This is a genomic window from Psychrobacter fjordensis, from assembly GCF_904845995.1.
Taxonomy (GTDB): Bacteria; Pseudomonadota; Gammaproteobacteria; order Pseudomonadales; family Moraxellaceae; genus Psychrobacter; species Psychrobacter fjordensis.
Genome location: NZ_CAJGYP010000002.1, coordinates 999,225 through 1,014,811 on the forward strand (window position 1 = coordinate 999,225; position 15,587 = coordinate 1,014,811).

General features: G+C 42.6%; 10 protein-coding genes and 1 pseudogene. 5 read left to right on the plus strand and 6 right to left on the minus strand.

Features of this window, described 5'->3' with window-relative positions; genetic code table 11:
* The first annotated feature begins 293 nt into the window (after window positions 1–293).
* Both accB and accC read left to right on the plus strand, forming a co-directional pair.
* Window positions 294–722, plus strand: a complete 429-nt coding sequence (accB, locus tag JMW61_RS12585) for an acetyl-CoA carboxylase biotin carboxyl carrier protein (RefSeq protein ID WP_201551741.1) — start codon at window positions 294–296, stop codon at window positions 720–722.
* Between the two features lie 156 nt (window positions 723–878).
* On the plus strand, window positions 879–2,240 hold the full coding sequence (gene accC, locus JMW61_RS12590; protein ID WP_110922932.1) for an acetyl-CoA carboxylase biotin carboxylase subunit: 1,362 nt from the start codon (window positions 879–881) through the stop codon (window positions 2,238–2,240).
* Window positions 2,241–2,424: 184 nt separating this feature from the next.
* On the opposite strand, the gene JMW61_RS12595 is transcribed toward accC, so the two are convergent.
* Window positions 2,425–3,045, minus strand: coding sequence for a hypothetical protein (locus JMW61_RS12595; protein WP_201551742.1), 621 nt, complete (start codon window positions 3,043–3,045; stop codon window positions 2,425–2,427).
* A 361-nt stretch (window positions 3,046–3,406) separates the two neighbouring features.
* Entirely contained in the window at window positions 3,407–5,194 is a 1,788-nt protein-coding gene (gene leuA, locus JMW61_RS12600) for a 2-isopropylmalate synthase (RefSeq protein ID WP_201551743.1), read from the minus strand.
* 216 nt (window positions 5,195–5,410) lie between these two features.
* Here leuA and JMW61_RS12605 point away from each other — a divergent pair, with 216 nt between their 5' ends.
* Window positions 5,411–5,899: an Lrp/AsnC family transcriptional regulator gene (locus tag JMW61_RS12605; protein ID WP_201551744.1), complete on the plus strand. Its 489-nt coding sequence runs from the start codon at window positions 5,411–5,413 to the stop codon at window positions 5,897–5,899.
* A 310-nt stretch (window positions 5,900–6,209) separates the two neighbouring features.
* Here JMW61_RS12605 and JMW61_RS12610 read toward each other — a convergent pair.
* From JMW61_RS12610 to JMW61_RS12625, 4 genes and pseudogenes are all read right to left on the minus strand, one after another.
* Window positions 6,210–7,522, minus strand: a pseudogene (locus JMW61_RS12610) (ABC1 kinase family protein).
* A 90-nt stretch (window positions 7,523–7,612) separates the two neighbouring features.
* Window positions 7,613–8,407 (minus strand): HesA/MoeB/ThiF family protein, encoded by a 795-nt coding sequence (locus JMW61_RS12615; protein WP_201551745.1) that lies wholly within the window; start codon window positions 8,405–8,407, stop codon window positions 7,613–7,615.
* A 107-nt stretch (window positions 8,408–8,514) separates the two neighbouring features.
* Window positions 8,515–9,411 (minus strand): peptide chain release factor N(5)-glutamine methyltransferase, encoded by an 897-nt coding sequence (gene prmC / locus JMW61_RS12620; protein ID WP_201551746.1) that lies wholly within the window; start codon window positions 9,409–9,411, stop codon window positions 8,515–8,517.
* A gap of 56 nt (window positions 9,412–9,467) precedes the next feature.
* Window positions 9,468–11,393, minus strand: coding sequence for an AmpG family muropeptide MFS transporter (locus tag JMW61_RS12625; protein WP_201551747.1), 1,926 nt, complete (start codon window positions 11,391–11,393; stop codon window positions 9,468–9,470).
* An 814-nt stretch (window positions 11,394–12,207) separates the two neighbouring features.
* Between JMW61_RS12625 and katG the strand changes: the two genes are divergently transcribed.
* Together katG and JMW61_RS12635 are read left to right on the plus strand one after the other, a co-directional pair.
* Window positions 12,208–14,385 carry a catalase/peroxidase HPI gene (gene katG / locus JMW61_RS12630; RefSeq protein ID WP_201551950.1) on the plus strand — a complete coding sequence of 726 codons (2,178 nt, stop codon included), beginning with the start codon at window positions 12,208–12,210 and terminating at the stop codon, window positions 14,383–14,385.
* 250 nt (window positions 14,386–14,635) lie between these two features.
* A complete protein-coding gene (locus tag JMW61_RS12635; protein ID WP_197100293.1) occupies window positions 14,636–15,562 on the plus strand; it encodes a LysR substrate-binding domain-containing protein in 927 nt (308 codons plus the stop codon).
* Window positions 15,563–15,587: the final 25 nt, after the last annotated feature.

Below are 15,587 nucleotides of genomic sequence, written 5' to 3' on the forward strand. Positions count from 1 at the left end.
GAGTGCAAGCTATACATTAGTATGGTTAGCGAAGATGATGATGTAGCGGATTTATATGGATTTGACTATAGTATCTGGTAACCATCACTGGCGCTATATGGTCACATAGACTATGATAAATCATTGAGCATTTCTTACGCATAACATATGCATACGTCATAATATGTAAAAAATCTCAGTTAACAACTGTACATCGATTGCTCATTGACGTGAATATAGGTATCATTAGCAATTATCTGCACAATATTTAGTTACACTATTTCTCGAATTTAGTACAAGGCAAAATTAAAACTATGGATATTGAAAAAATACGCACTCTGATCGCACTCATGGAAGAAAGTGAACTGGTTAATTTAGAAATCAGCTCAGACGACGAACACATTAGTTTGACTCGTCACTATGATGCCCCTGTACCAACGATGATGGCTGCTCCTACTGCGAGCGCGGCTCCCATTGCTGCCGAAGCAAAACCTGCGGTAAAAGCTGGTAGCGTTGAGACATCACCAATGGTTGGCGTTTACTATTCAGCGCCTAGCCCTAATGACCCACCTTTCATCAAGGTTGGACAAAAGGTACAGGCTGGTGACACGCTCGGTATCATTGAAGCCATGAAAATCATGAATCCGCTTGAGGCAACTCAAAGTGGCGTCATTGACGAAATCTTAGTCGATAACTCTGAAGTAGTACAGTTTGGCCAACCTATCGTACGCTACAAAGCATAACGATAACTTTCGCCACACTTTATCTCATTATGATTGAGACCTCGTTACCATTTGGCATCTGAGTTTGAGTTATAGTGCATTAACTATAATAGCTTAGCGTCACGATGCCAAAATAACGACTCTATCAATGACTGCCGCTTCGACAAGGATGACCCCATGATAAAAAAACTGCTCATCGCCAATAGAGGTGAGATTGCCCTACGTATCGTTCGAGCTTGTAAAGCGCTTGGCATAGAGACCGTCGGTGTCTACTCCACGGCTGATGCCAACTTGATGCACTTGCGTTTTGTTGATGAGGCAATCTGTATTGGCAAACCTAATGCCAATCAAAGCTATCTTGATATCAATACTATTCTAACCGCTGCTGAAATCACTGGTGCCGATGCCATTCATCCTGGCTATGGTTTTTTATCAGAGAATGCTGAATTCGCTGAACAAGTTGAAGAAGCAGGTTTGACCTTTGTTGGTCCTAATGCTGATCATATCCGCTTAATGGGCAATAAAGTTTCTGCTATCAATGCCATGAAAAAAGCAGGTGTACCTACCGTACCTGGTTCTGTTGGTGCTGTGACACTACATAACGCTGAAGAACAAGCGCGCAATATCGGCTTTCCACTATTGATTAAAGCTGCTTCTGGCGGTGGTGGTCGCGGTATGCGTGTCGTTGAACGCTTTGAAGAAGTAATCGGACAAGTACAAGCTGCCAAACAAGAAGCTGAACTGTGGTTTGGCGATGATACGGTCTATATGGAACGCTATCTACAAAACCCGCGCCACGTAGAAGTACAGGTACTTGGTGACGGTAACGGTAACGCTATCCATCTATATGACCGTGATTGCTCATTACAACGTCGCCATCAAAAAGTGCTAGAAGAAGCCCCTGCACCGGATATCCCTGATGACGTACGCGAGCCTATTTTAAGAGCCTGTGTCAAAGCATGCGAGCTCGTGAAATATCGCGGAGCGGGAACTTTTGAGTTTTTATTTGAAAACAACGAGTTCTTTTTTATTGAAATGAATACTCGTGTACAGGTTGAACATCCTGTGACCGAAATGATTACTGGTATTGATGTGGTCGTTGAGCAGCTTAAGATTGCAGCTGGTTATGGCTTGTCTTATCGTCAAAGCGAAATTGAAATCCAAGGCCACGCGATTGAATGTCGTATCAATGCTGAAGATGCTGCGACCTTTGTGCCTTGCCCTGGTACCGTTAGCCAATTGTTTGCGCCAAGTGGCTCAGGTGTGCGTTTTGACTCGCATCTGTATCCTGGGTATGAGATACCGACTTATTATGATTCATTGATCGGTAAGCTTATCTGTCATGGTCAAACACGTCAGCAAGCGATATCTAAAACGTTACATGCACTCGATGAATTAGTCATTGAGGGTATCAAAACTAATATACCGCTACATCGTGATGTGATTTTGGCAGATGATAACTTTGTTCATGAAGCGCAAAATATTCATTATCTCGAAAGAGAGCTTTTGACTGCGAATAAAGAAAAAGCCAAGTCATAAGTTATTCAACTGGCTCAGAACCTAAAAAACCGCTATCTAAATAGATAGCGGTTTTTTATTTGTACAAGCAATAGAGTTAGGCGAAATGATTCATGCTAGATAGCTATATGGTGATGCATATAGCTATATGTAGAAATTGATGATCGGTATTCGATAGCGGTGATAGATGATAAACATCTGACCTCTATGGCAACACCTTATGAAAATTCATAAAACATTCCTTTCCTTCAGGATCTGCACACCACTGCATCTGATTACCATCGTGATTCAAAAAAGCAATCAATGCTTCGCCAGTCTGATCAACTTGATTGCCAGAGCAGTCTATTTCATTATTGTCAGAGACCGTTCTAATCGCAATGACTGGTAGCCCTTCCTCTCGGTGCGTGACCAAATAACGACTGTAAGTCCGCTCTTTACCACTCACTGCCCACATCTCATTATCAGCCCCAAAATTATACAGCTCGCGGCACTGATTTGGCTTTTTCGCAGATGCGCTCAATGTTGTATTCATATTAGGCTTGATATCAAAAACACGCTTTTCGCTTTGCGAGAAAATACCGCCCTCTGTACCAGCTTTTACTTTAGACTCGATACTTTCTGCCTGTTGGGGAAGTTTCAACGTGTCTTGCTCGGCTTTGGCTTCTTTTGTCATTGTAATTGGACTATCTAAGTCGATCTCCCATTGTCCCGCAATAGCCGGACTGATATGAGTAGTAATGGTCGGCTTAGTGATAATTTCACCATTTGGTGGTATTGAAGCCAGAATAGATGCCAATGTTAATGAAGCAAAGGATAGAGGTTCCATGATTAACCTTATGTTTATATTAATATAATAATAGGTACTGTATACATTAGCGTAAGTCTTAGACACCAAAAACACAAGTAATATTATGCTATTGGTCGTGGTGCCTTAATCAACTCAAACGTAGACGGTCCTGAGATAGCACTCTCTCAAACTGCTTATCTTTTTCTTATACAAAAAAATAACACCACCCCTTTACTTGCGATAAGCAAGAAGCGATGATGTTATTTTCTATAGTCAATCCTCTATAGGTTGGATACGGTGTCAGTCTCGCTTAGTCTACTACTTGTAGCACTTTCACTCGCCTTCCTTGTATCCAAATTATATTGAACAGACTATATCTTAAACTTAATGTTTTCTGATATTAAGCGGTAGTCGCAGTACTAAGTGCCTGAGCAAAGGCTGATAATGCGCCTTTAAGCATGGCTGACACGGTACTACTACAAGTGCCAATACCTGAGTAAACCTCACCATCCACATTTAGCTGAATATAAGCCGCTGCGTTGGCATTGGTTTTGTTGTCACGATTGGTGTCATCGTCGATGCCATCACCGCTATTGTGCTGCGGATTGATCGCATGTTCAGCGTAATTAATAACATGTATCGACTTACCTGTATGCTGAGCAAGACCATCGATGAATGATGACAATGGACCGTTACCCGTACCATCAATATTGATGGTTTCGCCATTCATCTGTACTTGACCGTCAAAGCACACTTCACCGCCTTTATTATTGACACTATAGTCTAATAGCTCAAACTCACCTTGCTGTAGATAGGTGTTTTCAAAGGTTTGTAAGATTTCATCATTCTGCAATTCACGTGCTGCACTTTCAGCTTGCTTTTGCACCACACCGCTAAAGTCAATTTGCATCCAACGCGGTAAGTTAAAGCCATAATTACGCTGCAAGATATAAGCAACTCCGCCTTTACCTGACTGACTGTTGATACGTACCACGTCTTGATAGCTACGACCAATATGCGCCGGATCAATCGGCAAATAAGCCACATCCCAAACGTTGTCTGTTTCGTCTTGATGTTTTTCATTATAGTCGAGAGATTTTTTGATGGCATCTTGATGCGAGCCACTGAAAGCAGTAAATACTAGCTCACCGACATAAGGATGGCGTGGATGCAAAGGTAAATTATTACATTCGCTAACGACCTGAACGATTTCACTCATATTGCTAAAATCAAGATCTGGATCGATACCTTGGCTAAACAAGTTCATCGCCATGACCATAATATCCATGTTACCGGTACGCTCGCCATTACCAAGTAACGTACCCTCAATACGATCTGCTCCAGCCAATACACCAAGTTCAGCAGCAGCAACCGCACAGCCACGGTCATTATGTGTATGCAAGCTGACAATCACATGCTCACGTTGAGCAAGATGACGGCAAAAATACTCAACTTGATCGGCAAAGACGTTAGGCATAGAGGCTTCAACAGTCGCTGGCAAGTTAAAGATTACTTCCTGTCCATGTTGTGGTTGCCATACTTCACAGACTGCATCACAAACTTCTACTGCATATTCAGTCTCTGTTTGGCTAAAGCTTTCTGGTGAATATTGAAAGACCCACTCTGTCTCAGGATATTTCGCTGCATATTGCTGCAATAGCTTGGCACCTGTGATAGCAATCTCTTTAATCTCGGCTTTGTCTTTGCCATAGACTTTTTCACGTTGAATGCGGCATGTTGAGTTATACACGTGGACAACAGCACGCTTCACACCTTTTAATGATTCAAAGGTACGAGCAATCAAATGCTCACGAGCCTGTACCAAAACTTGCAAAGTCACATCATCAGGCACATGGTTTTCTTCAATAAGTTTACGAGCGAAATCGTACTCAACCTGCGCAGCTGATGGAAAACCAATTTCAATCTCTTTAAAACCTACATCAACTAGGGTTTCAAAAAAGCGCATTTTTTGTTCGATAGTCATCGGATCAATCAGTGCTTGGTTACCATCACGCAGATCCACACTTGCCCATATCGGTGATTTCTCAATTGTCTTGCTCGGCCAAGTACGATCTGGCAACGATGGTGCAAATGCAAATGGACGATACTTTTTATAATCAAAAGCGGCATTTTTGGGTGTAACCTTTGCAGTCGTAGCGGCTACAGTGCGTGTGGCTTGGTCAGACATAATCAATCCTTAGAAAGTATGGGAATTTATGTTGTAACTAAATGGTTGATGACTAGGTCAATCTTTCTCATACGAGATAACCAATGTTTCTGTCATTATAATATCAAAGTTTGCAAGATAGAAATCGGCTTTCTTCTATTAAATTTTAGGTTTTTTTAGTGGAAAAGTTTATATTGATAAGTATAATTAGATGAATTCACTAATAAGGTATAAATTATGCCAAACAGCTCTTTTGATAGCACCTCTTTGGCTGATATAGATGAGACTGATAGACAATTATTACGCTTATTACAGACTCAGGCACGCATGAGCATCACGGAGCTTGCTGAACACGTGAACCTTTCAGCCACGCCTTGTGCTCGCCGTATCAAACGCTTAGAAGATGCTGGCGTTATCACTGGTTATTACACCAAAACGGATGCGCAAAAGCTTGGCTACCCGCTGGCCGTGTTCATTGCTATCAGTATGGATCGTCATACTGCCGAGCGCTTTGAACAGTTTGAATCCAAAATACAGAGCTTTGATGAAGTCATTAGCTGCAGTATTGTCACAGGACGTTCTGAAGACTATCTCATCAAAGTCAGAGTACGTGACATGGCGCATTATGAAGAGTTTTTATTGCACAGATTGAATCGTATCGAAGGCGTCGCGCAAGTACATACCAGTTTTGAATTACGAGAAGTGTTTAGTCGTAGCGTGGTGTAAACAACTACTGCTAAATTCGTGAGTGAGTACACCAAGTACAGGAAAGAAAAGCTTTTAGAGGGCGTCATCATGACAGAGCTGATTTTCGGCAATGATCACAATCCTCTGTCGGCAATGAACACAAAGCCCTCTGTATCAGAGTATACAAATGATATCGGACGTATTGAGAGCATAGCGGTTATATAGAATTGAGCAATGTCTGTCGATGACACACTATAAAACCCCTCATTAAAAGCGACAACATATTCAATAATACTCAATATAGCTGGTAAGGTTGCATCCGTTTAATAGCGCCTAATACCACTTATTTTTATGCTTGCCCTAGCATTTGCACACGCTGATCGCTAAACATGTCCATATCCGGTGCAAGCGTACGCATAAACCGATCGAAATACAGCATCTGCTTGGTTAATAAGGCAAAATCACGTGGGAAATGAATACATGACGCTTACCTACTTCCACAATCTCAAGCATCATTTGATTTAGCTCATCGGCTTGTTCTTTACTATTAAAAGGTACACCACTTGTAAAGGCTCTGTCCTCTGCCATGATGGTCTTCATCATACGCTGTAGATCATCACCCAGTGCCACCACATCGACCTGATTGCCACCATGCGTCATCTCCATATCAATCATATGGCGCGCCATTGCTTGATAGTCACTGTCTTGCATGGCTTGCATCATGCCCATACATGCCCGCCAGCTTTCTGCTTTTAGCTTACCAACGATACCAAAGTCTAAAAATCCAATGCGGCCATCAGTCAATAACATCAAGTTGCCCGCGTGCAAATCAGCATGAAAACTATTGCACAGCATCAGACTAGCAAACCATGTGTTCAACGTATCTGCCATGACTTGCGCAGGATCAGCACAGTACTGACGCATGAGTGACTCATCAACCATAGACACACCATATAAGCGACTCATGGTCAATACACGCTTAGTGGTCAACGCTTCATATACGGTTGGAGCTACTACACGAGTATTGCCTGATACGGCTAAGAACTGCTGAAAATCGCGGATATTCTGCGCTTCAGCGATAAAATCTGTCTCTGCTAGCATACGTAAACGAATCTCATCGATAATTGGCGCAATACTGGCAAACTTCATCGATGGCATAAGGATTTCAAGTAATTTGGTCACGCCATGCAATACGCCTAAATCCGTCTGCATAATAGTTTCAACGTCAGGCTTTTGCACCTTTAACACCACTTCATCGCCATTATGCAAGCGTGCGGCATGCACTTGGGCAATAGACGCTGAAGCCAATGGCTCTGAGTCGATATGGGCAAACTTGTCATCCAGCGTCATGCCGTCAGCCGCTAACTCTTCTTTTAGCACCTGCTCGATATAAGCATAAGACAATGGCGTGGTTTGATCTAAGCAGCTTTGAAAGGCTTTTACGTATTCGCGTGGAAATAAAGACGGCGTGCTAGCGATGAATTGGCCAATCTTGATATAAGTCGTACCCAATTGCTCGAACGTTTCTTTTAATAGCATCGCGTCGGGCTTTTCCCCTCTTGCGACTCTGAGCGCTGACAGACCAGCGACACTCGCCGTTTGACGAACACGATTGACAACATTGAACGTATGTTTTAATAAATGCGGACGGTGAATTTTCATAAGAAACAACTATGGTCATAAAAGGGATGTGGGAAAATAGACGGTAATATATGCAGATGAGCCAAGTAGCCACCAACTCATATCTATTGATTAATGACTGCTACAGACAGGACACTCTGCATCTTGGCGATAGCCCATTAGCCGTTGTTGCATTTGGCTACCATCCCATATGAGCAGCTTATTTGTCAGTGGATTTTTGGTTAATCCAAGGTATTGCAGGGCAGCATTGGCTTGCAAATTTCCCATAATCGCAGTCGTACTAGCAAGCACACCTGAGTTGGCACAAGTACGCTCATCAGACTCTGTATCACTCACCACCGAACCAAACACGCAATGATAGCAACCAGTGTTTAACTGTGGCTCATATAGAGCCAATTGCCCTTGCATCGCAATTGCCGAAGCAGACAACAATGGAATCTGATAACGCACACTAATACGATTGATCACATCACGTGTGGCAAAATTATCAGTACAGTCTAAGAGTAAATCAGGCTTACCAGTCGATATATCGAGCAATTCATAAGCATTGTCTTCATTCAATCGTGCCACTGTACCGTGAGCAGTGATTAAAGGATTGGTCTTCTCTAACATCTGCGCTGCTGCTATGGCTTTAGGCTTACCGATATCTTCAGGTAAAAACAATGTCTGGCGCTGTAAGTTACTGGCCTCAATCTCATCGTCATCGATTAGATGAACGTGCCCAAGTCCTGCACGTACTAGTGTCTCAGAAGCAGGGCAACCTAGACCGCCTGCGCCTATCATGACCACACGAGACGACTTCAAGCGTATTTGAGCATCAATATCCCAGCCATCGAGTAGTATCTGCCGTGCATAACGCAGTAGCTCATCATCCGATAGTTGCGCTGTCTCTAATGAATCTGCCATATTTAACCCTTATCTACTACAATCTTAAACCTATTATCAAACAAAAAATCAGCACTAAGCAACTCAGTAAGCCGTTCAGTACAATATTTGTTTACTGAATCTATTTATTAAATTTGCCCTAGCGTCACACGGTCATTGTTACCGTAGTCTTTTACCGTATGCACAGACTCAAAGCCATTATCCAAAAACAGCTGTCGAACAGCCAATCCTTGGTCAAAACCATGTTCAATCGCTAACAATCCGCCTACACGCAAGTATTGCGAAGCCCTCTGGGCGATATGCTCTATATCAGCCAGTCCATGATTGGGTGCACTTAACGCGCTAATAGGTTCAGCGACTAATCGAGCTAAATGCTCATCTTCCTCGTCAATATAAGGAGGATTGGACACAATGACATCGAATCGCTGACTGTCATCAGTAGGCAGACTGTCGTACCAACTGCTTTGTATAAACTTAATATCAGCGACGTCATTGATAGCCGCATTGTGCTCAGCTACTTTCAGCGCCTCTAGCGACAAATCAACTGCAACCACTTGCCAGCTATTGGATGTATCACCAATATTTTTTGACTTTAATTCATGCGCAAGGCTGATTGCGATACAGCCTGACCCTGTACCCAAGTCAAGCAAGCGCTTCGGCTGATTATTACCTGCACGATTTGATTGAGTTGCTATCCAGTCTAATACTTGCTCAATCAATACTTCCGTATCAGGTCTAGGAATTAACGTATGCTCATTAACAGTAAACGTCAGCGACCAAAACTCCTGATGACCAGTCAAATACGCAAGAGGTATTCCTGCCTGCATCTTGGCCACACCTGCATTGAATTGCTCAAACTCGCTGTCTGTTAACTGATAACCTTCATCTGTCATCAACGCTATCGCAGGCTTATCAACGACATACAACAGCCAATCCGTTAGCCAAAATGACGGTAGCTTGCTGTTTACAGCCTCATTCGTTAATTGCTGAATGTGCTGCTTTATCTGACGAATAGATGCTGTCATAGGTAGCTCTTAAAAATAATGTGCGTGGTGAATAAGATAAAAACCAGATGCAGCCACTACTCCGTAGCACGTGGTGGCTCTTTGGTATCACTTAAGTTTGGATTAGACTTAGTCAATTTATTGCCACCACTACCATTATTACTGTTTCCATCACTGTTGTTGTCATCATCGCCATAAATGTCATCGTTGTCACCGATGACGATATGCTTATCGACATAGTAAATCAGCGCCAGAATCGGAATACCAATCGCAAAGGTAAAAATAAAGAAAAATGGATAGCCCATATTATCGACGATAGCACCCGAATATCCGCCCATGACTTTAGGAATCAACGTCATGAGTGATGAGAAAATAGCATACTGTACCGCTGTAAAACGAATGGAGGTCAACGCTGATAAGAAAGCAATAAACACTGCACTGGCCAGTCCTGCTGCTAAGTTATCAAATATGACTGCAACATACATAAACGGCAAACTGCCTGGGTTGTAAGTTAGTAGCACAAATAGCAAGTTAGTAGCACACGCAAGAATTGCGCCAATCATCATGGCATGCATCATACGGAAACGCTGTGCTAATAGCCCGCCCAAGAACCCACCCGCAATCGCCATAATCACACCGACGAGTTTCACTGCATTGGCGATATCTGTTTTACTAAAGCCCATGTCCTGATAAAAGACGTTAGAAATCACGCCTGCCACAATATCTGAAATACGGTATAACCCAATGAGCGCCAATAATAAAAATGCCTTTTTACCATAGCGTCTAAAGAAATCTAAAATTGGCTCGACCCAAGTGGCCATCGCCACTTCTTTTTTGACCAACCCTACTTGTACAAGCGCATAACCTGCAGCCATCGCCACACCCAAGCTTATCAGCAGATGCAATGTTTCTACAAAGAAGCTAGAAAACGCGCCTTCGAACTCTGGAAATAATGGTCCAATCAAGACATAAGCCATGACAAACGCAACGACAGAGAATACAAATAGCAATACCAATCTTACGTAATCTTCGCGAGTTTCAGCAACTAATGGGGCTTTATTGATAATTTTAGGTTGGTTGATAATGAAGTACAGCAGCAATAAAGGCGCACAAGCGACCAAGGCCAAAAAGTAAAATTTAATCGTTGGCATCGCCATTAATGGTATTAGCGCTAAGGTACTGCTAAATATTTTATTAACCAAGATATTGATTAGATATATCAAACTAAAAATCAATCCCGGTATTAGTAGCAAACTAGAATAAATCAGGAATACCTTAAGATTGCTCTTCTGCTTTTTGTATTGCAACGTCTCAGCCGTTGGCTCATAGCTGGCAAACGTGGTTAATACCCCTAACGTCATGACACCTGCCATGATGTAGTAAGTATTACGCCATGCCTCATAACTATAAAAAGTCTCATTCGAGCCAAAAAAATCAGCCAAATATAAAGCACCTGCCCCAGCGACAATCATACCGATACGGTAGCCTGACACGTAGATAGAAGATAGAATCGACTGCATCGATGGCGGTGCCAACTCAATACGGTAAGCATCAATCACGATATCTTGTGTGGCAGAAGAGAAGCCCAACAGCACCGCAGCTCCTGCCATGTAGACTAAAACATCTTCACTAACAGGGTTTACATTTGCCATCAAAAAGATAGCCAATATGATAAGTAGCTGCGATACCACCATCCAACTACGGCGTCGGCCCAACCACTTGGTCAGAAATGGCACAGGGAGCGCATCGATTAATGGTGCCCATATAAACTTAAACGAATAGCCAAGTGCGGCCCAACTAAACATGGTCACGACGCTACGATCAATACCAGCTTCTCTGAGCCATAAGGACAAGCTGGAGAAAATAAGCAGTATGGGAATACCCGCTGAAAAGCCCAAAAACAACATAATAATGACACGGGGGTCTAAATAAGCTTTTGCAGCCTCTCCCCATGATTTTTTGACAACTGGCTGATTGGGTGGCACAGATTTGACAGCAGACATAGTAGCTCACTAGCACTTAAGAAAAAGAACACAACCGCGCACAATTTTTATCAATCATTGCTATCCACAATTGCTATCGTTTATTGATAACAAGGATCGATAAAAATTGCTCAACGTTGTACAAATACGACCATTACAACAAAATTCAATTATGGTACTTGAGAACCTTTATTTTGACTAGATGTTTTTACATTAACTTATGGCTTGTAGACTTTGTACAGTAGACTATCTTTCTAAGTAGTGACACAAATGGTAGTAATATTTCACTAGAGTTAGTTTGGCTTTCTTTTTTCTTACTAGCAACCCTTTTTAAAGGGTTCTAATAATGGCATTATCAATGGGCAACATGTAATAGATGAACAATATATAAATAAAATGGAATGGATGCCTGCTTGGTAGGTTTGCCGTATGTTCAACCAGCTGTTATTAAACCAATAGTAATGAGCGATGGTACTAACAACGATTTTAATAAACAAAACATCAAACTTTTTATGATTGATAATTTAAAACATATAATTCTTATATATTAGTTTTATAAATCTACTAAGTTTGGTTATGCTCTTTACATAAACAACGGTTACCAAGATTAACGGTTTGTTCTTTTCGATTATCATAACCCAGGAGTAATACCATGTCTGACTCAACCAATACTTCAACTGACAATAAGAACACAGCAGATAATAGCGGCTGTCCTGTAGATCATAAAGGCAGCAATACTGCATCAACCAATACCACCTATGATCAAGGTAATGGTCAAGGCCCAACGATCCATAGCGAAAACGTTGATAACTCGCACGAGCCAAAACGCCCTAGCATGGGTGGCTGCCCAGTTATGCATCAAGCACATACTACCACTGCATCTGCTGCAACAGATTGGTGGCCAAATGCGCTTAATCTAGATATCTTACATCAGCAAGATTACAAAACAGACCCAATGGGTGCGGATTTTGATTACGCTGAAGCATTCAAACAGCTAGACTTAGAAGCAGTCAAAACTGATCTAAAAAACCTAATGATAGAATCACAAGAGTGGTGGCCAGCAGATTGGGGTCATTATGGTGGCTTGATGATTCGTATGGCATGGCATTCTGCCGGTACCTATCGCCGTGCTGATGGCCGTGGTGGTTCTAATACTGGTAATCAACGCTTTGCCCCTCTAAACAGCTGGCCAGACAATGTCAACTTGGACAAAGCACGTCGTCTATTATGGCCAGTCAAGAAAAAATACGGCAATAAACTGTCTTGGGCAGATTTGATGATCCTAGCAGGTAACATGGCTTATGAGTCTATGGGCTTCAAAACTTTAGGATTTGCGGGTGGACGTGCTGATATCTGGCATCCAGAAAAAGACATCTACTGGGGTTCTGAGCGCGAATGGCTTGCCGCTACCAAAAACCGTTACGACAGTGATGAAGAGCGCGAATCATTAGAGAATCCTTTAGCCGCTGTGCAAATGGGTTTGATCTATGTCAATCCAGAAGGCGTCGATGGTAATCCTGATCCAATCAAGACAGCACAAGACATCCGTACCACTTTTGGTCGTATGTCGATGAATGATGAAGAGACGGTTGCTTTGACAGCTGGTGGTCACACCGTTGGTAAGTGTCACGGTAATGGTGATGCCAGTCTATTAGAAGATGAGCCAGAAGGCGCTGATATCAAAGAGCAAGGCCTAGGCTGGCGCAACCCTAACGGCACGGGTAATGCAGGTGATACCGTCTCAAGTGGTATCGAGGGCGCATGGACCACGAATCCAACCGAATGGAACTATGAATATTTTGACCTACTGCTCAATCATGAGTGGGCATTAACCAAGAGCCCAGCGGGTGCGTGGCAATGGGAGCCAGTCGACATCAAAGAAGAAGATCGTCCTTTAGATGCGCATGACCCAAGTGTACGCCGTAACCCAATCATGACTGATGCTGATATGGCGATGATTAAAGACCCTATTTATCGTGAAATTTCAGAGAATTTCCACAACAACCCAGAGTACTTCGACGAAGTGTTTGCAAGAGCTTGGTTTAAGCTAACCCATCGCGATTTGGGACCAAAATCTCGCTATTTAGGTGCAGATGTACCATCAGAAGACTTCACGTGGCAGGATCCAATTCCAGAAGGTAATGCTGATCTGAGTACTGATGATATCGATCGCCTAAAAGCACAGATATTGGACAGTGGCATTGATCATCGCGAGCTTATTATTACCGCATGGGACAGCGCTCGTACTTTCCGCGCTTCGGATTATCGTGGCGGTGCCAATGGTGCACGCATTCGTTTAGCGCCGCAAAAAGACTGGTTGGGTAATGAGCCTGAGCAATTAGCACGTGTACTTGCAGCACTTACGACTATTCAAACGAATTTTGATAAAGAAGTAAGCATAGCGGATCTAATCGTATTGGCTGGTAATACTGCCATTGAAAAAGCCGCAGCGAGTGCTGGCGTACAGATTACAGTACCATTCAATGCGGGTCGCGGTGATGCTAGCGATGAGATGACAGAAATCGAAAGCTTCTCTGATCTTGAGCCGATACATGACGGTTACCGTAATTGGATTAAAGGTAGCTATGTGGTATCTCCTGAAGAGATGCTATTAGATCGTACTCAGCTAATGGGTCTGACTGCTCCTGAAATGGTTGTATTAGTCGGTGGTATGCGTGTCCTTGATACCAACTATGCTCAAAGCCAGCAAGGCGTCTTCACTGAGCGTGCAGGTACGCTTAGCAATGACTTCTTCGTGAATTTAACCGATATGAGCTACACTTGGAATCCTATCAAGACGGATAACAATGAAGCCACGACACTATACGAATTGCGTGAGCGCGCTACTGGCAACGTGAAATGGCAAGCCAGCCGTGTCGACCTCGTATTTGGATCTAACTCTATCCTACGCGCTTATGCTGAACTCTACGCACAAGATGACAACTTAGAAAAATTCGTTAAAGATTTTGTTAACGCTTGGAATAAAGTCATGAATGCGGATCGTTTTAGCTAATATTTTCTATTCATTCAAAACATTACTGTTCTATATCAAGAAAGCCTTCTACTAAAGAAGGCTTTTTTAATACATACCACTATCAGCAACAAATTTTATTGTATATATTCCAAAAAAATATAAATAGATAACTATTTAGTATATACAAGAATAACCACTTTGTTTTACACTGTTCTCTTATCATATATTGATACATTTTTATTTTATGTATACGGACAGGGTTTGTATATTTATATAACAGGACTAAGTTATGGCAATCGATGTAGTGGTCAATCAGCGACATTTACAGATTCAGCTCAAGCAGTTGGAAACAGTATGGCATACAGTGATTAATGGCTATAACTTAAGTCAAGCAGCGACCGTGCTACATACCAGCCAATCAAGTCTGTCAAAGCATATTGCGGCGCTTGAAAACCAGCTAAAGACTGAGGTTTTTGTACGTCAAGGCAAACGCCTAACAGGGCTGACGACGATGGGCACAGCGCTCATGCCTCACATTGAGTCTATCTTCGCTGAAATTCGTACCATTGAAAATCTTAGTCTTGATTTTAATAACCCAAATATCGGCACATTGACTATTGCTACCACTCACACGCAGGCTCGCTATGTATTGCCGCAAGTGGTAAAAGAGTTTAAAGAGCGTTTTCCTAAGGTCAATCTAATCTTACAACAGGCAGATCCAGAGACCATCGCCCAGATGGTTATTCGTGGTCAAGCCGATATTGGTATCGCAACCGAGTCTTTGCTGCACAATAACTATCTACGCTGTTATCGCTATTATGATTGGACGCATCGGGTCATCGTGCCAAGCGACCATGAACTTGCCAATCAAGAGTCTATTGATTTGCCCACGCTTGCCAGCTATCCGATAGTCACTTATCACGGCGGCTTTACAGGGCGCGGCGCGATTGATAAGACTTTCGATGAGGCAGGATTAGAGCCAGATATCGTGCTAGCAGCACTTGATGCTGATGTTATTAGCACTTACGTTGGTCTTGGTTTAGGTATTGGCATTATCGCCGAGATGGCGTTTGAGCCGAGTCATTATCAGAACTTAACTGCAATTCCAGTCGATCATTTTGGTCGCTTTACCAGTTGGATGGCCGTACGTGACGATGCCGAAATTCGCCAATATGGACGTGCTTTTATGGAATTGTGTCAAAAGCAGTTTAGTTAAAAGTTACCTTAGCTAAAAAACCTTT

Excerpts from the sequence above, each read along its gene's own strand:
- accB (WP_201551741.1), top strand. The coding sequence starts at position 294 with ATGGATATTGAAAAAATACGCACTCTGATCGCACTCATGGAAGAAAGT.
- accC (WP_110922932.1), top strand. The coding sequence starts at position 879 with ATGATAAAAAAACTGCTCATCGCCAATAGAGGTGAGATTGCCCTACGT.
- JMW61_RS12595 (WP_201551742.1), bottom strand. The coding sequence starts at position 3,045 with ATGGAACCTCTATCCTTTGCTTCATTAACATTGGCATCTATTCTGGCT.
- leuA (WP_201551743.1), bottom strand. The coding sequence starts at position 5,194 with ATGTCTGACCAAGCCACACGCACTGTAGCCGCTACGACTGCAAAGGTT.
- JMW61_RS12605 (WP_201551744.1), top strand. The coding sequence starts at position 5,411 with ATGCCAAACAGCTCTTTTGATAGCACCTCTTTGGCTGATATAGATGAG.
- JMW61_RS12615 (WP_201551745.1), bottom strand. The coding sequence starts at position 8,407 with ATGGCAGATTCATTAGAGACAGCGCAACTATCGGATGATGAGCTACTG.
- prmC (WP_201551746.1), bottom strand. The coding sequence starts at position 9,411 with ATGACAGCATCTATTCGTCAGATAAAGCAGCACATTCAGCAATTAACG.
- JMW61_RS12625 (WP_201551747.1), bottom strand. The coding sequence starts at position 11,393 with ATGTCTGCTGTCAAATCTGTGCCACCCAATCAGCCAGTTGTCAAAAAA.
- katG (WP_201551950.1), top strand. The coding sequence starts at position 12,208 with ATGGGTGGCTGCCCAGTTATGCATCAAGCACATACTACCACTGCATCT.
- JMW61_RS12635 (WP_197100293.1), top strand. The coding sequence starts at position 14,636 with ATGGCAATCGATGTAGTGGTCAATCAGCGACATTTACAGATTCAGCTC.